The sequence below is a fragment of the Methylocella sp. genome, assembly GCA_037200525.1.
Taxonomy (GTDB): domain Bacteria; phylum Pseudomonadota; class Alphaproteobacteria; order Rhizobiales; family Beijerinckiaceae; genus Methylocapsa.
Window position 1 is genome coordinate 2,138,452 of record JBBCGG010000001.1, and the last position, 22,048, is coordinate 2,160,499.

The following is a 22,048-nucleotide window of genomic DNA, read 5'->3' on the forward strand; positions in this document are numbered from 1 at the left end:
CATGATTTCGTGTGCAAGGATTCTATACGGACGGATGCGGAGTCTGTTCAACGGGACTCCTCATCTGGTATAAGGCTCACGTTGGATTCACTCGGGCGAGAGAATCGGCATGATGAGTGGTCGATCCCGTAACACCAAATAGAGGCCTCGCCCTGCCGACCCGCGGTTCCGACGTTGGAACCTGGGACGTGCCTGTCAACGGTAATACGTCCACGCTCGATTTAATTCTGAGCGGGACTTTTATTCAAGCCCTCACAAACGTTCCTGTCACGTTGACCTTGGCCCAGGTCAACAACATGCAGATCGCTTTTACCGGCGCTCTGACGGCGAATGTGCCGGTCACCTTTCCGGCGATCGGCGGCATTTGGATCATCAATAATCAGACGACGGGCGATTTCGATATCACCCTGGAATCCGCGACTGCTGGCGGCGCGACCATTGTCGTGCCAACTGGAATCTCGCAGGTCTTTTCGGATGGAAAGAATTTGATCTTCGTTTCCAATCCGGCCTTCGATGATGTCGGCAAGGTTTACGAATATTCGGGCCTAAGGCTTCCGGCAGGTCATCTCTGGGCCAATGGCGGCCAAGCTTCGCGAACCTCGTTCGCCAATCTCTTCAACGCCACCACTGAAGTCGCGACCGTCAACATGAACGGAACTGGCCTGCCCCCATGGGGTGATCCAGTTTGAATGTTAGTGCATTGTCGGCCCTGGCGCTATTGCTGGCGTGGCCGGCGAAGCTGGTCCGGATTGCGAAGCCGGCCATTGCAGGGTCTCCGGGGCTGGCGGCTTGTAGCCCAGCGATGAGTGCGGGCGCACGGTGTTGTAGTGGCGTCGCCATCGCTCAATGACGACCTTCGCCTCCTTGAGAGTGTAGAAGATTTCACCATTCAAAAGCTCGTCGCGCAGCTTCGAGTTGAAGCTCTCGCAATAGCCGTTCTCCCAGGGACTGCCCGGCATGATGTAGGCGGTCTTCGCGCCGACGGCGGCAATCCAGTCACGCAACGCCTTGGCGATGAACTCCGGGCCGTTGTCGGAACGAATGTGGATCGGAACCCCTCGCAAGATGAAGGTAAGCGCTTAGCCGAGGCCGTTCAGGCGGCGTATTTCCAGGGCATGAGGGCATCGATTTCGGCATTGGGCCAGCCGTTTGCGACGCGCTCGAGTGTCTGGGTGAGCCAGGCCTGAGGATCGATGTCGTTCATTTTTGCAGTTTGCAGCAATGTGGCTATGGATGCCCAAGTACGGCCTCCACCATCGCTGCCGGCGAAGAGTGAGTTTTTTCGTGTGATTGTTTGCGGCCGGATTGCACGCTCTACGATGTTGGAGTCGATCTCGATGCGGCCATCATTCAGGAAGCGTTCGAGCGTCGCCCGGCGTGAGATGGCGTAACGTATCGCCTCGGCGAGCTTAGACTTGCCGGAGATACGTGGGAGCGCATCTTGCCAAAGCCTGAACAGATCAGCGACGATCGCCACCGCAGTTTCTTGCCGGGCCGCAGCGCGCACTTCTGGCTCTTTGCCCCGGACGTTTTCCTCGACCTCCCATAGATGGGTCATGCGTTCAATCGTAGCCGTGGCAAGCTCGGAGCTGCCATTGACGTGCAGTTCGTAAAATCGTCTCCGGACATGGCTCCAACATCCCGCGAGCGTGACGGCGTCATTGCCGCGGTCTGGCCTCGCGAGGCGATTGTAGGCCGTATATCCGTCGACCTGCAGAATGCCCCTATAACCACCGAGATGACGGGCGACACAATCGCCAGACCGGCTATCTTCGAAGCGATAGGCAACCATCGGCGGGCCGCTGCCGCCAAAGGGGCGATCGTCTCTCGCATAGGCCCAGAGATAGGCTGTCTTTGTGCTGCCGGAACCGGGCGCCAAGGTCGGCAAGGTCGTTTCGTCGGCGAAGATTCTTTCCGCCTGTTTGATCCGGGTGAGGACGTGTTCAGAGAGGATCTCAAGTTCAAACCCGAGCCGGCCCATCCATTGGGCCATCAGGGCGCGATTGAGTTCCACCTTGTCGCGCGTGTAGATGGCCTCTTGCCGGTAAAGCGGCAGGCCATCGGCATATTTGGAAACGGCAATAAGCGCCAGGAGAGCTTCCGTCGGAACGCCGCCCTCGATGATATGGGCCGGCGCTGGAGCCTGGATGACACCATCCTCATTCTTGAATGCGTATTTAGGCCGGCGCGTGACGATGACGCGGAACTTGGCCGGCGTGACATCGAGCCGCTCGGAGACATCTTCGCCGATCAGGATCTTCTGTTTGCCTTCATTCTCGGGAAGAGTGTCCGGTTCGATGACGATTTCGAGCCGCTCGAGATGGGCGGCAAAACCTTTGCGGGGACGTGCGGCTCGTTTGGCCTTATCGGGACTGGGCCGCTTGTCGAGTTCGGCCTGGATGGCTCCGATCCCCGTTTCAATCTCGTCGAAGACGAAGGCACTCTGTTCGTCATCAAGAGCTTTCGAGCCAAGCTTCTCGGAGCGGCGCCCGAACCTTGCCCGTTCCAATGCCTTGAGGATGGAGGTCAGTCGCGCGATGCGTTCGTCGGCGCTCGCATTCAAGGCTTTGAGATCGGCAACTTCGGCTTCAAGAGCTTCCGCGCGAGCCGCTTTTTCAGTCATGGCCAACACCATGGCCTTGAGCGCATCAACGTCGTCGGGGAGCTTGGAGCCAGGCACTACCATGGGGCTCATAAGAGCACATTTTGCCCGCGATTGCCGCCCTATTGAAACGCCCGATTCACTCTGTCGCAGGCGTTTTATCCAGCAAACTCCGGCCGTTTCACTGCCACCGCGTGAACGCGTTTCCAGTCCATCCCATCGACCAGCGCCATTAACTGAGCCTGGTTGAGTTGAATCCGGCTATGCCCGATCTTCGGCCAGCAAAACTGCGCTTTCTCAAGACGTTTCGCATAAAGACAAACGCCGGATCCATCCCAAAATACAATTTTGATTCTGTCGGCCCTTTTTGCACGGAAGACGTAAAGCGCGCCATCGAATGGATCGCTGCCGCTGTCACGGACCAGGGACAGCAAACCGTCTACGCCCTTGCGAAAATCGATCGGGTGACTTGCCAGAAACACTTTGACGCCCGATGGGATCATGCCGAACGAACCGCGCGGATCACGCGCCGCAAATGTGTTTCGTCGGCCGTCGCATCCGCGCGGATGACAACGCCGCCGACAACAATTTCGATAACGCAAGGCGTGGGCTGCGTGACTTCAAGAGATGCATCCGCCGGTGGCGCTGGCAGGCTGGCCGATCCCTTACGTAAGGCCATGCGCCGCCAATCAAAAAGCTGCGCGGGACTGATGCCGATGCCTCGGGCGATCGCCGAGACATTCGCTCCAGGCACCAGAGATGCAGCTACGGCCTGTTCTTTGATCTCGTCCGACCATCGCCGCCGCAGCTGCGACGGTGCTCCCTCAAGACGATCAGGAAGCACCTCGATCATATGGAAGCTTCTATCCCTAGACCTATGCGCAGACATAGAAGTTCAAACCAGCATTTATTGCAGCTCCCGCATAAATACCTGCTCGTCAGACGCTCCGCCATATGGGTCCAGCTTGGCGCTTACAGATGAAGAGGTCCGAGAGAACGTCGATGACGTCCGCTGCCTTCAGCTTCCGGTTAATCCTGATCGCGATGCATTCGCGGGTAAATTCGTCGATGATATTCAGCATGCGATATTTCCTGCCATCATGAGTGCGGTCCTCGACGAAGTCATAGGACCAGACGTGGTTGGGGCATTGCGGGCGCAGCCGGACGCACGAGCCGTCATTGAGCCAGAGACGCCCGCGCTTGGGTTGTCTGGCCGGAACTTTCAGCCCCTCGCGTCGCCAGATCCGCTCGACCCGTTTGACGTTGACCTTCCAGCCTCGCTCCCACAACATCGCCGTGATGCGGCGGTAGCCATAGCGGCCGTACTGGATGGCGAGCGCCGTGATGTCGGCGATCAATGCCGCTTCGTCATCGGGCTTGGTCGGAACCTTGCGCTGCGTGGAGCGATGCTGACCGAGAACCCGGCAAGCGAACCGCTCGGAAACGCCATGTTCGGCGATCACATGCTCCACGCAGGCGCGACGACGCGCGGAGCTCAGAAGTTTCCCGAGGCAGCCTCTTTCAGGATCAGCTTCTCAAGCGTCAAATCGGACACCGCTCGACGGAGCCGCGTATTCTCCGCCTCCAGCTCCTTCAGCCGCTTCACCTGATCGCCCTTCAGGCCGCCGTATTCCGACCGCCATCGATAGTATGTAACTTCCGTCACCCCTATCGAGCGGATCGCCTCCGCGACCGGTCGCCCTTGCGCGCTAAGCACTTCGACTTGCCGTAGCTTCGCGACGATCTCTTCCGCCTTGTGTCTTTTCCTCGGCATTGCGCAGTCCTCCATCAGGCTCATAAGCCCATACTTCACGGAGGATCACTTTTCAGGGGGCAGACCAACAACGGCTTGCCGTTTACGTGCAACGGATCGTTCGTTGTCAATTCGCTGGTGACCGCAGCCAATGTCAACGTCTACATGCAGGGCGCCGGCGAGAAGTGCGTAATTGTCGAGAACAACTCGCAGTCAATGTTGTTCTTCAACAGCACTAACCTTTCTTCAATTTATATGAAGGACGTCCGGATACAGCCGAACGCGGTTATTTCCAGTGTTACAGGAGTGGATCACACCGCAGCTCTTTATATAAAATATCCGAATGGGTCTATCGGCGGTGTAAATCCACTAGTTCTTCTGGACAATGTCAAGGTTGTTCCGTTGAGCCCAGCAGCCTGCGCCATAAATGGCATTTATCTTAACGATGCAATTAACGTCGTCATTAAAGACCCATACTACCTCGGATGCACTGCGCCATTTTTACCTAATTCAACCCACATCGTCATCGACGGGACGCACTCTCCGAACACTATAACAATCCAGCATCCGGTTGCGTTGTTCGCTCAAAACGGCGTGCTTGCGCCAGCAGTTGCAACGGGCGGCTGGCAGGGCGTTCGGGTCTATAACCAGGACTGCGTTGAGTGCTTTGTCGGCATAAACATGGCCGGTTCAGCAGATGGTTCGTCTGACTTCTTTCTGGCGACCGGGGGCGAAGGCGACATAGCGCAAAACGCCGTGCTTGTTAACAATGTCCAGCACGTTAACATCAACAATAACTACTACTTCATCACCTCGATTGGAGCCCCCGGCGCGCCTACTTCGGCATTTCCGACTTGCTATGAAGTCGCGATGTCTATCCCGGTTGTGCAGACTGTCAGCCATGTAGAAGACAATACGTGCAGCGGGCAGCAAGCGACAGGTTTTACCAGCCGCGCCGGTATCTTTATTCAGGGCGCCGCTGACACGCCGGTGAGCTCAAGCATTGGCCCCAACAATCTAGCTGTCTTGGAAGTCGGTATCGCGATCGGCGCGAACACTTCCGGCGTTTTGATCGCCAAACAAAACGTTACCTCTGTTGCAACGGAGCTGAGCGACGGCGGCGTGCCGGGCGGCAATACCTACATTCCTCCGCTGGCGAGGAGGGACGCGGCTACGCAGGCTGCCGGCCTCGTGGGCGAGATCATGTCGCTCTCGGTCCCGAATTCTTCTGCTGTGTCACAGCCGACCTCCGGAACACCGATCAACATCGGCTCCATCGCGCTGACGCCCGGCAACTGGCTTTGCAACGGCACGGTTTGGACAAAGCCAGCGGCAACCACGACGACATCAAGCCTCCTAGCCTCTCTTTCCACGACATCCGCGACCAATGCTGCTGCTGGAAGCGTCGGAGCGGCTGAGAGCTCTTCGGCGATCCCGGCCAATGTGGCGGAGAGCGTCAACTTTGGGCCTGCGGTTTTCAATGTTTCTGCGGCCACGACGCTTTTCTTAGTCGGCAACGCCTCGTTCGCAGTGAGCACGATGGCTCTTTATGGGAGCGCACAATGCCAACGCTACATGTGAGATGCGAGATGCTCATATCGAAGGTGAGATAATGGACATTTCCGAAAAGGGATTGCTAGCGCTCATCGGTCGCGAAGGATCGCGACTCAAGGCCTATCGCGACAGCCGCGGGATTTGGACCATCGGCGTCGGCCATACGGGCCGCGCGAGTCCGCCATCGGTTCATGCCGGGATGACCATCACTCCCGACGAGGAAATGCGAATCCTCCATACCGATCTCGCGCCGGAAATCGCCGCAGTCAATCGGGCGATCCGCGTTAGCATCAGCCAAGATCAGTTCGACGCTTGCGTTTCGCTTGCCTTCAACATCGGCGCGCATGGCTTCGTCGGATCGACCGTCGTCCACATGATCAATGCCGGCAATTTAGAGGCCGCGGCGAATGCCTTCCTGATGTGGGATCACCCATCAGAGTTGAAGGGTCGCCGCGAAGCCGAGCGAGAGCAATTTTTGGGAGTCGCCGCATGAGACTCGCGCGTGCTCTTCCCCTCACGAAAGGAACCAAAACGATGCGTGGATTTCGCTTGATTGTCGCCATTTGTTGCGCCGCTCTGGTTTGTGCGTCGCCTTCCTTTGCCGCCTCGAAAGCAAAATTGCCGCTGCCGCTCCCGATCGACCCGCTCGGTTTGAATGGCGATGCCGCCGCGACGACTTCGAAGCTCCCGATCCCGCTGCCGTTCGATCCGCTCGGCCTCAACGAGACCGGCCTCCAGTCACCTGACCAAATGGTCGACAAGGTTCGCGCTTGGGTCACGAGCGACGCCGCCGCGGATTTGGCCGCGGCTCAGACTGTCGCCAAGGCCGCCGGAAATACGATAACGGCGGCTTGCTGGACGCCAATTCAGGCCTTCGTCGCGCAGGTTCAGGCGCTCCCGGTGGCTAGCGATATGCCGAAAATTCACCTCGCCGTGGATATCGAGATCATCACGGATCTTGAAATCGCGCTGTCGCCCAATTCGCCAATCGTCGCCGGTTGCTCCTCACTCGCGAATTTCCAGCTCATCTCCGCGAAGGATCTCGTCTCGGGGATCCTGACGGGCGCAACTTCGCTCGCGGCTCTCGCTGCTTCGCCGATCAAGTAGGAGCTGATCGTTCCCGTTCCGCCCGCGAACACCGCAAGAATTCGCTTCGTGACAACGAAGGATGACTTTTTTTCGCGCTTGATCCGCTTCGACAATATGGCCGCGGTGAGCCACGTCGAAGCGGTGATGGCCGATGGCACGATCATCGCGGCGCTGACCCAAGGCGGCGTGCAACGCCTTCCCGGCGACTACGCGCCAGAGGACACGTTACAAATCTTCGTCGATCTCAAATGACGCCGGAAATGTACGCCCATTGGGTGGCCTTCCTCGAATATCGCATCGGCTGGCAATACGACATGAAGGCCATTCTGGGGTTCGCGACGTTCAACGGCGGCCTGCATGATCCGCGTAAACTGATCTGCTCGGCCTCGATCGCCGACTCGCTTCGTCACTGCGGCTGGTGGCCCATCCCGCTCGCCAAACGCTACCACGCCATAGATCCTGTTACGGTTCTGCTCATGCTCCAAGCGGATGTGCGCAGCATCGTCCATCCCACGGAGACGCTGACATGAACACGCTCGTAAGCATCGGGCCGGTCGTTGAATTTCTGAAGCCCGCCATCCAGGACGTCGCGGCGGTCGTGATCCTCGCGGGACTCGGCGCCGTGGGGAATCTCGCGCGTAAATATCTCAAGATCCAGATCTCCAGTTCGCAGATGGATCTCGTGCGCAAGGCGATGGCGGACGAAGTGCATCGCATGGTCGGCGAAGGCGTCGACAAGCTCTCGACGATCAACGTCAACGTCGAGTCGCCGCAGGTGGCGCGGGTCGCTAACGCCGCGATCGCTAATGCCGGGCCCGTTGTCGCGAAGTTGGGCATCACTCCCGATGAGGTGAAGGCGTTGGCCCTCAGCACGATTGGCGCCTATCAGGCGAGCGTCGAGAGCAATCCCGCGCCTGTCGTTGTATCGCCCGCGCCGATCGCCGCGCCGCCGGCGGCCGCAGGTCTCGTGACCACCTAAGAAGTTCGCCGAGGAAGGCTTTCAGGGGATAATTCGAAATGGCGGACGAAGGCGAAAATCGTGAACACCGGCTGCTCAACGAGCGCTGGACGTGGGAAAAAGAAATGGTTGCACTCACATCGGACAACCAAGCCAGGATCAGAAATCTCGAAGAGGGGATTAAGCCGCTAGCCCAGCTTTCCCTCAATCTCGAGCGGTTTGTCGCGAAGTTCGAAGCGCTCATCGATCGCTTTGAATCCGTAGAGAATATGCGCGAGGACCTCGATCAGCTCATAGCCAGCGAGAACCAACGCAAAGGCGCCGACGCGCGGAACATACGAAACTCGCTCCTGGGTGGACTTGGAGGGGGTTTGGCGTCCGGCGTGGGCGCTTGGCTGCTGACGCACATAAAATGAGGACGCCTGCAATGACTAGATTGGTGGTCAAGGTCCTTTTGTTTGCGATGCTGGCGCTGGCGCCGGCTGCGGCTCATGCGCAAATGCGCGCGTTCGTTGTCACCTCATGCGACTCTCTGCCGGCGATCTATAATCCGGGTAGTCAGGGCATTCCGGTAATCGACGAGACCGGCGCCGCTTGCACGGGTGGTGGAGGAGGTGGCGGCGGTGGCGCGATCAGTCAGCCTCTGGGTGGCGCAACTCCGCTGGCTCAGGCTGTTGCGGTCACTATCGTCCCCAACGTGAAGACGCTGACGGATCGCAGCGGCGCGGTAACGACGGGCGGCACCTCTCAGACTTTGGTCGCGTCGGTCTCTGCTAGAATGACGATCTTCATCGAGAATCCGTGCACAGCCGCTTCGCAAAATATCACGACGGCCGAGAGCCTCTTCATCAACTTCACGGCTGCTGCATCTACGACGGCAGGCGGCTCGATCGAGCTAGCCCCCTGTGGGGTTTATAGCACGGGCACGGGACCGGTCTCGACCGAGGCGATTACGGTCACAGCGACGACGACCGGGCATAGGTGGACCGCGAAGATCGAGTGAAGGGAAAGACAAGTCCTCGCCGCGGATGGGCCCTGAGGATCTACCTCTTCTCACCCGGGGTCCTTCTCCAAAAAATGGAGCGCAGCTTCGATCAGCCCGCGCGCCGCTTCCGGCCTTGTGGGCCTCGGATGAGGCTGGGCGGCAATCCAATTATCAATAGATTTGAGAGTATCGACAGCAATGCGAAGTGTTTTCGTTTCGGGACGCACGCGTCCTGTCGGCCGACCTCTTCTCTTTTTTGTGGCAGGAAAATTTTGCTTTGCCTCAAACAAAGAATTTTACTCCTGGTGGCTCAGATGGGATGATTATCGGCCTATGGCGTCCAGTTTGTGGCTCTTCGGAAGCATCATTATCTGCCTCGCTCCTTCCTGCCAAAAGCACGGTTGGTTAGGAGCGAGAAAAATTTACGCAGTTTGTTACAGCATGATGTCCGTGCTCGCGAAAACTCGTCCGCCGCCTCGCCAGTAAGAGCACGATGGCTGCATGCAAGAACGCAACAATTTACCGTGCAGCGGTGATCAATCGTCCCCATTTTCCGACAATCGATGGCTGTGGCGATTTTTTTTTCGAAGTTGAAATCACGTCGTAACATCGCTGTTCCACACGTATTGACCGACTATGCTGGAGGAGCAGTCGAGCTCCAGTCTGGTCAAAAATCGCGGGTCTCCGTCCCGCGGGAGCCGGGCCGTTTCGCCACCCCCTTGAAGTCTTGATGAGAACTTTCTTCGAGGCCCAACGATCGTGTTCCGGTAGTGAGAACTGCCCCCGCCGCCGTTCACCTCCGGCGAGCGGGGGTTCCTTATCAAAAGCCAGGGACGTGACTGCCAGCCACATCCATTTTCTCTCCCTTCGCGACAATCCTGAGCTTTTCGTTGGCCATCGGCCGTTGAAGCGCAATAGCCTCCGCGAGCTATCAATAGGGGTGCGCGGGACACTTACACCAATAGGGAAACTCTATGTCGAACGTGTTTGACGGCCAGGTTGCGATTGCGATTATCAAGGCGCGCGCAGGCGGAATTGCGTGTATATCATTAGCATTGGTAATTGCGGCTATCGTTGGAAGTCCGGCCAAAGCGCAGTCTGTCACAGCCGGTCAAGCACATTGGGTAGGTAGTTGGGGCGCAGACCCCGCTTTCCCGAATGGTCCTGAAATCGCGAACCAAACCATACGCCAAGTCGTGCGACTATCGCTTGGCGGACGTGCCGTGCGAATCCGGCTCAGCAATGAGATGGGCGCGGGTCCGCTTGTGATCGGAGCCGCCCATATTGCGCATCCTGGTCAGGCGCCCGGCAGTATCGATCCGGCAACCGATCACGTGTTGACTTTCGGTGGGCGTGCGTCCGTGACTTTGCCGGCGGGCGCTCCGGCGCTCAGCGACCCGGTGGTGCTCGACGCCAAGGCACTCGACCGCCTCTCGATTAGCCTTTTCGTTCCGCGCGCTATAGGTGTATCCGCGACGCATCCGCTTGGCCGAGCGACCGCATATGGTTCCTGGGGCGACCAGACCGCCGCGGCAACGTTGACGAACGCCATCGCTAGCAATGCAGCCTTGTTCATCAGCAGCGTCGAAGTAGATGCCCCGGACGCAGGGACCGTGGTGGCGCTCGGCGATTCCATTACCGATGGCTACTGCTCGACGCCCAACGCCAATCGTAGTTGGCCGGATGTGTTGTCAGAGCGGCTGGTGGACGCGCATCTGCCCCTTGCCGTAGTTAATGCCGGGATTGGCGGAAACCGTATATTGCATGATCTGCCGGAAGCGCAGTTCGGCCCTGCAGCAGTCGCCCGCTTTGACCGCGACGTTTTGTCGGTGCCAGGCGTTGTCAGCGTGATCCTTATGGAATCGATAAACGACATCGGCCATCCGGGCAGTGTTGATCTTCCTGAACAGTCTGTGACCGCGGAAGACATCATAGTCGGAATGCGTCAGATCGCCGATCGCGCTCGCGAGCACGGGCTCCGCGTCTTCGGCGCTACACTAACGCCTTACGCCGATACTGTGTATCCCGACTTTTACACAAAGGAAGGCGAAGTAAAGCGTCAAGCTGTTAATCGTTGGATTCGCGAGAGCGGCGTCTTGGACGGCGTCATTGACTTCGACGCCGTCGTCCGCGACCCCGCGCGCCCTGACCACATCGCCGCAGCATACGACTGCGGAGATCACCTACACCCGAACGATGCGGGATATCGGAAGATGGGTGAAGCGATCGACCTATGGTTGTTAAGCAAGAAATAGGCGCCTGGCAATCCTTTCCGCAAGCAAACCTATCGCAAGAAGCGGTGCCCCGCGGCGGCCGGCTGCTATCCTACGCATGCAAACGGGAGCCGGTTGGCCGATTTCTGGCTGCTGTCGATACGAGGGGTGATCGCGATGGGACGGTTTGACGAACCCGCCAGATCCTTGGCAAGCTCGGCCTTATGGGATCGCTCGATAAGCAGCCGCTATGGATTGGGTTCCCGCTTGCTGCGGGAGGCGCACTTTTGAGTGCCTTCTCGAGCAAATTTCCGGAAGCTATTCAGGTTGCCGGGTTCTATCTCGGCGTTGCGCTATCGTTATTTGGCGTTCTTGGGATCGCCTATTACTTGGCAAAACCCTGGTGGATCGAGCGAAGCGCGACGCCCTTATTCAAAGCTGCGCAACGCGCCTGTGAAGAGACCATTGAGGATCTAGGTAAATTCACCTACGGACTGAATCAAGACGACCCTAATGAGGTTCTTTTATGGTATTGCTGCGCCTTGAGCCCAAAGGTGACGATTTCTGGTCAGCGCCCTCCGTCCGAAAAAATCGAAATTTACTCAGATCGCCAACACCGAAACGATTTCGACCTCCGTATTGAGGGGAAAAGCATAGTCGCGCGCCAACGTAGTGGGGCCGGTCGATGGGTAAACCTCAGCGTGAAGCGATCAGAACTGAAGAGAGCAATACTTGATCTTAAAAAGTGGAAGGCTGGCGCATGAAAAAGCCCGCACGAGGCGGGCTAAGGAGGTGTTACCGTGGCAAAAAGCGTTTCAGACGCCTATGCCTATTTCAGCAAGGCAAACGACATCATAGCCCCACTTGGGAATTCCGGACCCCCGCAACGACGGACCCTAAAAATTCATCCCAAACACCTTGTCGGATGGGTTCTAAGTCGGGTTCGACCCGTGTTCCGAGCTTTAGCTGCCCTCTCGTTTTTGCGTACCGCGTCGCTTTGACGATCGGATTCGCGGTGGAATTAAAGTGAGTCACCAAAAGGTCTCTCACTAGCTGTTCCAACATAGAAACCTTCATGGCGATCATCACATCGTGCTCGACCATAGCAACTCCATTTGTCCGACAACCGCTGCGCCAATCTTATCGCGCGCGGTGCCGGCGATGTGGGACGGGTCCGCATTTCGGACCGTGTGCGGGTGCCCAAGCGCATCCAGCGCAGCCCTTTCAAGCCGTGTCAGGAAGAATTCGCCAATCATTGGCTGCGGCGTCTTCTTTTTTCCCGAAATGAAATCATGCGGTAACACCCATGTTTAATATGCGCCGCTTGGCCAGGCGGGAGGGCGAAGAACTCCACTCCTCCGGTCTGGTCAAAAATCGCAGGCTTTCGCCTGCGGGGAGCCGGACCGTTTCGCCACCCCCTTGTCGTTGCATGAAACTCCCAAGGCCCAACGATCGTGATCCGGTAGTGAGAACTGCCCCCGCCGTGCCAAGCGAGCGGGGGTTCCCGTCTGTAAAAAACACTCACCAGCCAAGGAGATTTTCTTGATTCCCAATTCCGTCTGCAAGCATGCCGTTTTTATCGGGGCGGCAATAGTCGGCTTGGTCGCTGCGGCGGCGCTCGCCGGAGCTTGCGTGCAAACTGCGTTTGCCGCGGCGAGCGACATCGATCGCGGTCGGTATCTCGTTTCCATCATGGACTGCCAGACATGCCACACCGATGGAGCGTTCATTGGCAAACCAGACTTGCGGCATCCTTTGGCTGGTTCTTCGATTGGTCACCAGGTGGACGGACTTGGCACATTCTGGCCGCCAAACCTCACGCCGGACGATAAAACTGGGCTTGGAACGTGGTCGATCAAGGACATTGCCAATGCGATCCAGAAAGGGCTCCGACCCGACGGGCGTGAACTTGCGCCCGCCATGCCTTGGCGCTCCTATTCCAACTTGACAGAGACAGACGCTGACGCGATCGCTGCGTATCTCAAGAGTCTGCCGCCCACCGCTTCGACGGTGCGCCAACCGGTCGCGCCGGACGCTCCCGTTACCACGGCGGTTGTGCGCGTGCAGCAGCCGCCAAGTGTCGTCCGATAGCGTCTCGCCTTCCGCTCGCCAATCCAGAGCCGCCAAATTTCGGCGAAGGCGAAGAGCGGCCGCCTTCACGCCTGAAATCAGCGCGTAGCGATAGCGCTTTCCTGACGCTCCTCGGAATGAAAAAGAGAGGATTGCGACCATAGGGGAGGCTAACAGAGGTGAGGGAGGCGCGCAAAATAACCCTTACAACTCAATGCGCCTCTTAGAACCAAGGTGAGGGCAATTTTTATTGTTTTTGTTGATGTTTTTGCCATTTATTATGCCCCTGCTCAGGGAGCCACTGTCCCACGCGGTGAGACGTTGGCGTTGATTTGGCTGCGATTTCACCGCCTTTTTTACGATTTGCGGTAATTCGAGATGCTCCGCTGCTCTCGGCTGGAGTAATGGATCAGCTTTCAGGTAGTTCAGCGCAACCGACTTTACCTTTCTCCGCAATCTGCGCCGTGCGTGGTATACTTCCGAACTGGCCGATGATCGTTCACGCCAAAGCACAGTGTTTTGTTCGGGGCGAAAATGCGCGGAAGTTTTCGAGGAAACTGGGGGCCATCCGGCCTATAGCTCGGGGTGCTAGCCTTTTCTCAAGCGCCACGTTGAAACACCCCCTTCGAGCGACATCGCATCAATCATCCTGCATCGCTAAGGACTCTTGCAGCGTTACCGCAAACCGCCGTATGCGGCTATCAGCGTGATGGACTTGCCTCGCCTTCTCTGGCCTATTGACGACCGCGCGCAAACGGGCGGGGAACGGACTTCCGATGCACGGAAAAGTTGGCAAAGCGAAGCGGTCGAGAACGACCGTTATTGGCGGCGGAGTCAGCGGCAGCCTATTCGCGATCAAGCTTGCCGCCGCCGATCCCTCGGCCGAGGTGACCCTGATCGAGATGGAGGAGAGGGCCGGACCCGGGCTCGCCTATGGCGCATGCCAGCCGATCCACTTGCTGAACGCTCCAGCCAATCGGATGGAAGTAGGGCTGACGCCCAGCTTCTGCGACTGGCTCGAAACGCTCGATCCCCCGGACCTCGCGCCCGCCCTAGCGGAAGCCAATGGCGACATCGCCCAAGCCTTCCTGCCGCGCGCCCTATTTGGGACCTATCTCAAGCAGCGCCTCCAGGCCGCGACGGCGCAAAACGGCGGTCCGGGCGTACGGCGCGTCCGCGGCGAGGCGGTCCGCATCGTCGAAACACGAGGCGCAGAGGGCGAAGGGCCGCGGCGTTCGATCCTCCTTACCGACGGCAGGCGCATCGCCGCCGACCGCGTAATCCTGGCGACCGGAAACCTGTCGCCCAAGGCGCCGAGGTCGCGCGACGACTGGTTCTACGATACGCCGCTTTTCGTCGCCGATCTGTGGGCGCCAAAGGCGCTGGACGGCATCGCGACCGATGCATCTGTCCTGCTGATCGGAACAGGGCTGACCATGGTCGATGCAGCGCTCAGCCTGAAGGCGCGCGGACATTCTGGGGCAATCCTAGCGCTGTCTCGCCGGGGGCGTCTGCCGCAGGCGCACAGGGCGGGCGGTCAATGGGCGCCGTTTCTGGATGAGGCAGCGGCGGCGACGCCTATCTCGGTCCTGCGCGCCGCGCGGCGCGAGGCTCGGGCGGCGGAGGCGGCGGGCGTTCCGTGGCAGCGCGTTATGGATGCTGTGCGTCCCGCCGTGGCCCGGATTTGGTCCGCCTGGCCTCTGGAGCAGCGTTCGCGGTTCCTGCGCCATCTCCGCCCGCCTTGGGACGCTCATCGCCACCGGATGGCGCCCAGGATTGCGGCTTGCTTCGACGAAATGATCGCCTCTGGCCAGCTTACCGCCATAGCCGGGCGGCTGAGCGGCTTTCACGATGCCGGCGAGCGCGCTTTCGTCTCCATCGCGCCGCGCGGCGGGGCCAAAAGCTTCCGGAGGGACTTCGTCCGGGTGATCAACTGCACCGGCCCGCGCAGCGATTTCGAAGATGTCGGCATCCCGCTCTACGTCGATCTGCGGGAGGGCGGACGCATCCAGCCCGATGCGCTCGGCCTCGGCATCGAGACTGACGATTGTGCGGTCGTCGATCGCAGCGGCCGCGCCTCAAACTGGCTCTATGCGCTTGGCCCACTGACGCGGTCGACATGGTGGGAGGTCACCGCCGTCCCCGAGATCGCTGCGCAAGTCACCCGCCTCGTCGACGAACTGACGCGGGCCGATCGCGGCGAGCGGGAGGAGGGATACCGCGCCGATGCTCTCGCCAACGAGTTCTTCGATCTGGGCGCCGGCATCTGACAGGCCCGAGCGGGTCGGCAGTCTGCCGTTCTTCGCACAACTGCTACAGCATCGTGAATCCTGAACAGATTTTCACATCCGACTAAGCCAAGCTCCTGCGCCTTTGCGTCGCTGAATATGCAAGGCGTGCGGTCCGTCGCAGCGAACTCGACCGCTTCGGCGACGGTTCCGAACCCGAGCTTGTCTTGGCGCTCGATCCCGATGAACCTGAAACCATCGGTCGGTCATTCGGCTCCGCTATCTTATGCAGCCTCAGCCGGGGTCTTTATGATGGTCCGATGGGTTGATCGCCCTGGCCTGGGCGCTGGGCCGCTGCCTTGGGGGCGGCTGGAACATAGGGGAAGACCTTCGACGGCGGCGGGGCCACCGACTCCTTGCCGATGCCGAGGCTGATGGGCGTGTTCGAGGCGATCGTGAACATCACGTCCGGCGCATTGTCCGTCAAGGAGCGGCCGTTCCACTCAGTAAAGCCGAACGCGGCCGGAGCGCCGATCGTATAGGGGAGCATGTTTGGGAAGAATCGATGCGCGACTTTCTCCGCATAGGCTCGCGGATCCTGGGCGGTTCCATTGGCGCTGACGACGCCGGCGATCGCCCTGGCGACAAGGTCGCCGTATGTCGCGAAATCATCGGCCGGCCGCCCGGCGTTGAGGCGGTTGCCGAGATCTTCGTTGAACTGAGTGAACAGCGGGTGGATCATCGGCAGGCCGACGCGGTTGATCGAACGCCATCCCCCGGCGTCGGTGGCGAGCGTCGCGACAGCCCACACGCCGACGCGGCGGTTGGCGCCTGCGGTTGCGAGCAGTTCCTGGTCGGGCGCTTCCAGCACGATCGAGTATACGGTGTGGCCGGCGAACAGGTTCTTCGCCTTCGCCGGGCTCCAGCCGGTCAAATCGACGACGGCCCCATCCTGGAACGCGTGGCCGACCGCATGCAGCACGTCGGGCTCGATCCAAAATGGATCGCCCGCTTTGCCGGCCCAGATGCGCAGACCGGATGCCGTAGTGATCGTCTCTCCGGTGGCGCCCTGCGCGATGACTGCGCCGGCCGCATGGGGGGTCGACAGCCTCGGCGCCTGCGATGCGACGCAGCACAAAGCGCTGCTTGCCGGCGGCGTCGCGTTCGTCGAAGGTGATGCGGTAGGTGAGGTCTTCGACGGCGTCGCCGTCGAGATCCACCTTGAATTCGTACATGCCCTCCGGATGATAGCCAGGGGCCGGAATGTCGCCGGCGATCGAGTGACAGACGTTGATCACAAACACGGTGCCCGTTTCGCCGCGGAAAACATAGAGATCCGTGATGTCGAGGCGGACGTCTTGCCGAGCTATCGGTGAGTCTAAGTGGTGGGACATGGCGCTCTCGCTTGGTTCGCTAAAGGCAAAAACTGGGAAGAGGGAGCTGAATTAACGGCGCGGCTACAGCTGCTGTCTGAGAAAGGCACAGCTTGCGTTTTGGCCATCCGCGATGGTCAAAGAGGCGCACTGAACAAGCCCTACAAACTACTGCGAGTGTGCCAGAATGGGCCTATGAGGGCAACAGAGGATCAATTTTCAAGGGGGCTGCGGACTTCGCAAAGGCTTTTGCACGGCCCTCAAAATTTCGCAATTGCGCGACCGATCCGCCTTATGGAATCAAAACGGTACGTGCTAAGTTTTCGTATGGCGTTCGGAATAAAGGACGGGCCTCGGCGGTCGATCGCCCAGCCAATCAAGCGCATGCGGCCTCTGCGCCGCTTTCGCGGTCCGTCAAACATCACGTCGTCGAAGGGCCGGCGCAAACCGGCGCGGGCCGCGGCTTTCTCGCAGGCTCGAACGGAGAAATAGGCATGGTCAATTCTCACGGCCGTTTCGTCTGGTACGAGCTGATGACGACAGACATGGCGGCCGCCAAGACGTTCTACACGAGGGTCATGGGTTGGAGGGCGCAGGACGCGTCGATGCCCGGCGCCGCCTATGCCCTGTTCACGGCCGGTAAGGCTTCGGTAACTGGAGTTATGGACCTGCCGGAGGACGCGAAGAAAACGGGCGCGATGTCGCGTTGGCTTGGATATGTCGCAGTCGAGGACGTGGACGCAGCCGTCGACCGGATCAAGCAGCTTGGCGGAGCAGTGCGCGTCCCGCCAAGGGACGTCCCCAACATCAGCCGCTTTTCGGTCGTCGCTGATCCGCAGATGGCGGCGCTTGCATTGGTCAAGGGGCTGAAGCCTGGCGAGGCGCAGTCGGCCGAGCTGAACGCGCCGGGGCGCGTCGGCTGGCATGAGTTGCTCGCCGCCAACTGGGAGCAGGCGTTCCCTTTCTACAGCGAACTGTTTGGCTGGCAAAAATCGGACTTCCACGCCGGCGAGATGGGCACCTATCAGCAATTCTCCGCCGCAGGGGAGACAATCGGCGGCATGTTCACCAAGCCTCCGACATTGCCGTTTCCCTTCTGGCTGTACTATTTCAACGTCGCAGACATCGAGGCGGCGACGAAGCGCGTGGAGGCCGGCGGCGGCGAAATTCTCTATGGCCCGATTGAGGCGCCAGGCGGCGCTTGGATCGTCCATTGCATGGACCCTCAGGGCGCCGTATTCGGGCTGCTCGACAGACGTCGCCGCAAAGCTATCGGATATTTTATTTCGAGCGCATCGCGCGATCCCTCGGACGCGCGGGGCGGTAGAGAATAAAACTCGAGAATCTAGACTGGCCGCTGCTGTCCCGCCGGGTTTGAGGCCGTCCCGATCCTAATCGGGAGCTACCAACTTCGCGCCGCGACCGAGCGCAAATTGACCGACCGGGCCCTCGACGTGGAATTCGATCCCGGTCATCTTCGCGAACAAGTCGATGTTCGTGATCCCGATCGCACATCCGCCGAGTCCCATATCGGTCGCCATCAGGTAGAGCGTTTGCGTCAATACGCCGACATCCTTTAGAATAAGTGAATATGCGATCGAACTGTACTTCCAGGAAATCCGGCCAAAGCGCGCAGCGATCGTGATCAAGATCTGCGGCGCAGCGGGCGCGCCCATGGCATATTGGGATCCCGCCAGCAGCGCTTCGAGCTCGCTCGCAGGAACGCCGATCGGCGCCAACGCGTGAGCGCCGGCGTCATAGTGATAGAAGCCTCGCGCAAGTCCCTCGCATTTGTCGATCGCCAGATAGAGCTCGAGCTCGTAGGCGGCTCCCGCCGACGGATAAGGCCTCGCGGCGTGACCGCCGTCGTCTAGGTCGAGCTTGGCGTTCGATTTTGGTGCGGCGCGCGCGGCGCCGTGGAGAAACTGCGAAAGCTCGGCGAGCGTGATCGGCCGCCGATCATCGAAACTGCGCGTCGAGTGACGCTCCTGTAGGAGCCTTGCTACCGGGGAGATCGTCTCGGGATGCGCGGCCGCAAACTTGCGCAAATCGATCTTCTTTCCGGGCCAGCGAGGCCGCACCGCCGGCAGCGGGGAAATGAAGCCGGCGTGAGGATAAACTCCGCCCAACGGGTTGGCGTGCCGGCCCTCTGTACTGCGCGCGTGGAACAGAAGATCGTGAAAGTCCCAAAGAACGAGGTTGTGGTCGCCTTCGGCCGGTCGAAGTCCGCCGCCAGCAGCATCGACCTTGAAAACTATTTGGCAATCGAGGAGCAGGGCGAGAAGTTCGAGCCCTGGAAAACCGTCCTCCCGACGCAACTGTTTGATTTGCCGCGGGGCCGCGAGCATAGCCACAGCGGCGGCAATCTTCGGATTGCAGATTTTGAACAACGTGCCCGCGCGGGGCGACTCCAGGATCATCTCGTTGCCGCGCCGTCGCATGTAGGCGAACCGCGACAAGACCAGAGAATCCTCGTCGCTGAGCGGTGGCGTTCGCGGCCAATAATCGGGAATCTGCGGTTCGATGATGGCCTCGTCGTCGCCAGTGCGCGAATTTCCGAGGCGGTACTCCAATAGGCCGCGTCCGGCCAAACGCCGGACCAATAGATCAATCTCTTTGTCGATCTTCCGGCGGGACGCAAATGAGGCGAGCGGCAAACCCACGCGCAGCTTTTCCACGCGATCCGCGACGCCGGCGCTGAACCTTCCCAGACTGACCGAATAATCGTCGAAATACGCGACGATTTCTCCATCCGCATGCGCTTCGAGCCTGACGCGACCACCAATCCGGGCGGAAATGGTTGCCTGCGCGGCCCTTCGCACTCTCTTTGATCCGGGAGCGCGCAAGCCAGGATGGCCCTCAGGTATGGGGGTGAATCGGATTGAGTTCGTTTTCCTTGAGCGGCTGGTCGCGCCATCCAAGTTTTACCGGAACGTCGTAAAGCCGGCCACGCGCGAAACGGCGATAGAAATGCCGCAATCCCGGAACGATCACTCTGACGACCGGCACCTCGATGTCGGGGCGCGTTTGATTGAGAACGAGGAAATCGAGGCCCGCTTGCTTGGCGAGGTCCACGCAGGCGGTCACCTGCTCGCTCGTGTGGAGATTGCCGAACTTCGAACTGAAGTCGGCTTGGACCAACGGATTCCCGCTCGGCGTCAAGAAGCGATGGTCCTCGAGGCGCAATGGATTGACGCCATCAAGGCTCGATTTCTCCCCGGTCCCGCCGCCCATCAGACCGAGCGACAGGAATTGATTTAGTTCTGTCAGCGCGCGCAACAAAGCGATTCGCGCATCAAAGTGCGCGCCGGACCCGAACTCAATATTTTCTCGCCCATCTTGCATCCAGTGCGTCACCGCGACAAAGGTCGGAATCCCAAGATCGCTAGTGACGTCGAGCACCCAAAGCCGGCGGCCAGTTTCGGCCAACTGCTTTCGCAGATCGCGGATATAGGAATCGTCGAACCGGCCGAGGTCTAATTCCGGCCGCTGCAATCGATTGTACCACCAGATCGCGTATGCATCCCTTTCCACCAACTCGAGGAAGCCCTGGACGATTGCTTCCTCTAGCGTGTTGCCGGCCGCGCAACCGTTGGAATCCGCTGCAAAGGCGACAGGACCTCTGTAAAAAAAATACAACAGGCTGGTCGGAAGATATTTGAAGCGTTTGTCGCGCAGAGACCAAACCGGCGACCATTCCATCTCGGCCGATCGATCGAATAACGCGGGGGTCGCTCCGAGATCGTCCGGGCCGAACGTCGGAGTGCGGCTCCGCCGCAGCTGCGCCTCGCTGAACAGCAGCACTTTGTTCGGAGAAATGACCTCATTTTTCGGGAAATCGGTAAACCGCCGCTTCGCTCTGATCTCGTCGCCCTGAAAAATCCCGGAATAGCGTTCGATCGCCTCCATGAGCGCGCTGGCTTCGCCTTGCTCGGCTGTGCTGCCTTTCCCGAAGCTGCCGCTGCTGAGCCCCACCCTGAGCTCATTGACCGTCTCGGGGCGCCCTGAAAAATTATGCGCGGCATGGTAGTTGGTGTTCAAGGGCAGGTCGGCTTGGATCCGCTCGAGACGCGAGACGACGCCGGTGAGCGGACTTACATGCTTGCGGAAACGCGCAACCGTGGCCGACGGCGAAACGCTGCGGTATCCGCCGCTGGTCATGACCAGCTTGTCGGCGGCGACAAGCTCGATCGGCTCTGGCGCGCGGCGGGGATCACGCAGCTTCTTGCGGCCACAGCTCGGACATTGCGGGCGCGCCGCGACGTAATGCTTCACGATGGTCGAGCCGAGCAGGTCTAGGCTTACGATGTGATCGCTCAATTGCGTGCGAAAATCGCTGGCGATCGCTTTCGCAATCTCAACAGCCGCAAAATGGATGGCGCTCTGTCCGAACGTCTCCTTGGCCAGCGGCGAAACGGCGATGCAGCGGGCCTCTCTCCGGTCGAGAAGCGCCTTGATCTCCCGGTTCCTTTTCATCCGCTCGTCAAGACAGCTCCAGCAGGCGCCCTTGCCTGGTCTGAACACCGGCCCCACCAACGGGAAAATGCCGGAGGGTTGGACGAGCAACCAGGGGGCGCCGTCCGCCAAATGGTGCTGGTTCAGTTCGGCCAATCGCGGGTCGAGATAATCGTTCACCAAGGTGACCGTCAGATCGGCGGAGCGCTTGACGACGCGAACGCCAAGCTCGCTTAGGGCGGCGCCGAGTTCCGTCGCCCCCTGCACGTCGATTGATTGGATGCGCACACGACATTTCTGGAGATTTCTCTCCGCGATCTCCGGCGGCAGGCCAAGGCTCGCCCAATAAGCGGCCGCGGCGCCATTCGAAGAGCTCGACGCCGGGATGACATAACGCCGATCGAGCAACCGCGTTAAGGCTTCGCGAATTTGCTCCGACGGAAATTCATGCTCCAACTCGCGAACGAGCTCCTGAAAGCTCCTTCCACCCTTCGCTATCGCGGCGGCGAGCGCACAATAGAGTTCGCCGTGAAGCAAAAACTTCCGGTCCTCGGAATAGAGGCACACGACATCAGGCGGCAGCACATAGACGGAGAAGTTCGGCGCGAACTGCGGAACGTCCTTGCTGTTTTGCTGGATAAAGTCGTTTCCCTGATAACCTGTCATGAGGTCAGTACGCGCACCTTCGCCACGGCTCCGGACGCCGGCCCCAGACGCATTCGCTGCTCGCCTGGGCTTCGCAATCCAACTCGCGCACTAGCATTTCTA

At 59.7% G+C, this 22,048-nt stretch carries 21 protein-coding genes and 2 pseudogenes; 15 read left to right on the top strand and 8 right to left on the bottom strand.

What is annotated here, in order from left to right; genetic code table 11:
• Positions 1 to 188 precede the first annotated feature (188 nt).
• Positions 189 to 689 carry a hypothetical protein gene (locus WDN46_10465; GenBank protein MEJ0093840.1) on the top strand — a complete coding sequence of 167 codons (501 nt, stop codon included), beginning with the start codon at positions 189 to 191 and terminating at the stop codon, positions 687 to 689.
• A gap of 3 nt (positions 690 to 692) precedes the next feature.
• On the opposite strand, the pseudogene WDN46_10470 reads toward WDN46_10465, so the two are convergent.
• The 5 genes and pseudogenes from WDN46_10470 to WDN46_10490 all read right to left on the bottom strand — a co-directional run bounded on the left by WDN46_10470 (position 693) and on the right by WDN46_10490 (position 4,376).
• Positions 693 to 1,070, bottom strand: a pseudogene (locus tag WDN46_10470) (integrase core domain-containing protein).
• A gap of 23 nt (positions 1,071 to 1,093) precedes the next feature.
• A complete protein-coding gene (locus tag WDN46_10475) occupies positions 1,094 to 2,686 on the bottom strand; it encodes an IS66 family transposase (GenBank protein ID MEJ0093841.1) in 1,593 nt (530 codons plus the stop codon).
• 74 nt (positions 2,687 to 2,760) lie between these two features.
• Complete coding sequence (gene tnpB, locus WDN46_10480) at positions 2,761 to 3,105, bottom strand: IS66 family insertion sequence element accessory protein TnpB (GenBank protein MEJ0093842.1); 345 nt, start codon at positions 3,103 to 3,105, stop codon at positions 2,761 to 2,763.
• A complete protein-coding gene (locus WDN46_10485) occupies positions 3,102 to 3,455 on the bottom strand; it encodes a transposase (protein ID MEJ0093843.1) in 354 nt (117 codons plus the stop codon). Before WDN46_10485 ends, tnpB begins: the two co-directional genes overlap by 4 nt.
• A 118-nt stretch (positions 3,456 to 3,573) precedes the next feature.
• Positions 3,574 to 4,376: pseudogene (locus tag WDN46_10490) on the bottom strand (IS3 family transposase).
• Between the two features lie 117 nt (positions 4,377 to 4,493).
• Here WDN46_10490 and WDN46_10495 point away from each other — a divergent pair.
• The 12 genes from WDN46_10495 (at position 4,494) to WDN46_10550 (ending at position 15,494) form a co-directional block, all read left to right on the top strand.
• The gene (locus tag WDN46_10495; GenBank protein ID MEJ0093844.1) at positions 4,494 to 5,936 is read left to right on the top strand and encodes a hypothetical protein; all 1,443 of its coding nucleotides are present in this window, start codon (positions 4,494 to 4,496) and stop codon (positions 5,934 to 5,936) included.
• A gap of 31 nt (positions 5,937 to 5,967) precedes the next feature.
• On the top strand, positions 5,968 to 6,402 hold the full coding sequence (locus WDN46_10500) for a lysozyme (protein ID MEJ0093845.1): 435 nt from the start codon (positions 5,968 to 5,970) through the stop codon (positions 6,400 to 6,402).
• The gene (locus WDN46_10505; GenBank protein MEJ0093846.1) at positions 6,399 to 7,016 is read left to right on the top strand and encodes a hypothetical protein; all 618 of its coding nucleotides are present in this window, start codon (positions 6,399 to 6,401) and stop codon (positions 7,014 to 7,016) included. Before WDN46_10500 ends, WDN46_10505 begins: the two co-directional genes overlap by 4 nt.
• A gap of 48 nt (positions 7,017 to 7,064) precedes the next feature.
• Positions 7,065 to 7,250 carry a hypothetical protein gene (locus tag WDN46_10510; protein ID MEJ0093847.1) on the top strand — a complete coding sequence of 62 codons (186 nt, stop codon included), beginning with the start codon at positions 7,065 to 7,067 and terminating at the stop codon, positions 7,248 to 7,250.
• Positions 7,247 to 7,528, top strand: a complete 282-nt coding sequence (locus WDN46_10515; protein ID MEJ0093848.1) for a hypothetical protein — start codon at positions 7,247 to 7,249, stop codon at positions 7,526 to 7,528. The genes WDN46_10510 and WDN46_10515 overlap by 4 nt, the downstream gene beginning before the upstream one ends.
• The gene (locus WDN46_10520; GenBank protein MEJ0093849.1) at positions 7,525 to 7,977 is read left to right on the top strand and encodes a hypothetical protein; all 453 of its coding nucleotides are present in this window, start codon (positions 7,525 to 7,527) and stop codon (positions 7,975 to 7,977) included. The genes WDN46_10515 and WDN46_10520 overlap by 4 nt, the downstream gene beginning before the upstream one ends.
• Before the next feature lie 38 nt (positions 7,978 to 8,015).
• Positions 8,016 to 8,372, top strand: a complete 357-nt coding sequence (locus WDN46_10525) for a hypothetical protein (GenBank protein ID MEJ0093850.1) — start codon at positions 8,016 to 8,018, stop codon at positions 8,370 to 8,372.
• A gap of 11 nt (positions 8,373 to 8,383) precedes the next feature.
• Positions 8,384 to 8,959: a hypothetical protein gene (locus tag WDN46_10530; protein MEJ0093851.1), complete on the top strand. Its 576-nt coding sequence runs from the start codon at positions 8,384 to 8,386 to the stop codon at positions 8,957 to 8,959.
• Between the two features lie 1,178 nt (positions 8,960 to 10,137).
• Positions 10,138 to 11,196 (top strand): SGNH/GDSL hydrolase family protein, encoded by a 1,059-nt coding sequence (locus WDN46_10535; GenBank protein MEJ0093852.1) that lies wholly within the window; start codon positions 10,138 to 10,140, stop codon positions 11,194 to 11,196.
• Between the two features lie 182 nt (positions 11,197 to 11,378).
• Positions 11,379 to 11,918 (top strand): hypothetical protein, encoded by a 540-nt coding sequence (locus tag WDN46_10540; GenBank protein MEJ0093853.1) that lies wholly within the window; start codon positions 11,379 to 11,381, stop codon positions 11,916 to 11,918.
• A gap of 778 nt (positions 11,919 to 12,696) precedes the next feature.
• Entirely contained in the window at positions 12,697 to 13,245 is a 549-nt protein-coding gene (locus WDN46_10545) for a cytochrome c (GenBank protein ID MEJ0093854.1), read from the top strand.
• Between the two features lie 755 nt (positions 13,246 to 14,000).
• Entirely contained in the window at positions 14,001 to 15,494 is a 1,494-nt protein-coding gene (locus WDN46_10550) for an FAD/NAD(P)-binding protein (protein ID MEJ0093855.1), read from the top strand.
• Between the two features lie 265 nt (positions 15,495 to 15,759).
• Here WDN46_10550 and WDN46_10555 read toward each other — a convergent pair whose 3' ends face one another.
• On the bottom strand, positions 15,760 to 16,590 hold the full coding sequence (locus WDN46_10555) for a DUF4331 family protein (protein MEJ0093856.1): 831 nt from the start codon (positions 16,588 to 16,590) through the stop codon (positions 15,760 to 15,762).
• Here WDN46_10555 and WDN46_10560 point away from each other — a divergent pair.
• Entirely contained in the window at positions 16,478 to 16,828 is a 351-nt protein-coding gene (locus WDN46_10560; protein MEJ0093857.1) for a hypothetical protein, read from the top strand. The genes WDN46_10555 and WDN46_10560 overlap by 113 nt on opposite strands.
• Before the next feature lie 491 nt (positions 16,829 to 17,319).
• Positions 17,320 to 18,159 (top strand): VOC family protein, encoded by an 840-nt coding sequence (locus tag WDN46_10565; protein ID MEJ0093858.1) that lies wholly within the window; start codon positions 17,320 to 17,322, stop codon positions 18,157 to 18,159.
• A 57-nt stretch (positions 18,160 to 18,216) separates the two neighbouring features.
• Here WDN46_10565 and WDN46_10570 read toward each other — a convergent pair whose 3' ends face one another.
• Entirely contained in the window at positions 18,217 to 19,647 is a 1,431-nt protein-coding gene (locus WDN46_10570; protein MEJ0093859.1) for a SagB family peptide dehydrogenase, read from the bottom strand.
• A gap of 37 nt (positions 19,648 to 19,684) precedes the next feature.
• Positions 19,685 to 21,946: a TOMM precursor leader peptide-binding protein gene (locus tag WDN46_10575; protein MEJ0093860.1), complete on the bottom strand. Its 2,262-nt coding sequence runs from the start codon at positions 21,944 to 21,946 to the stop codon at positions 19,685 to 19,687.
• Positions 21,947 to 22,048: the final 102 nt, after the last annotated feature.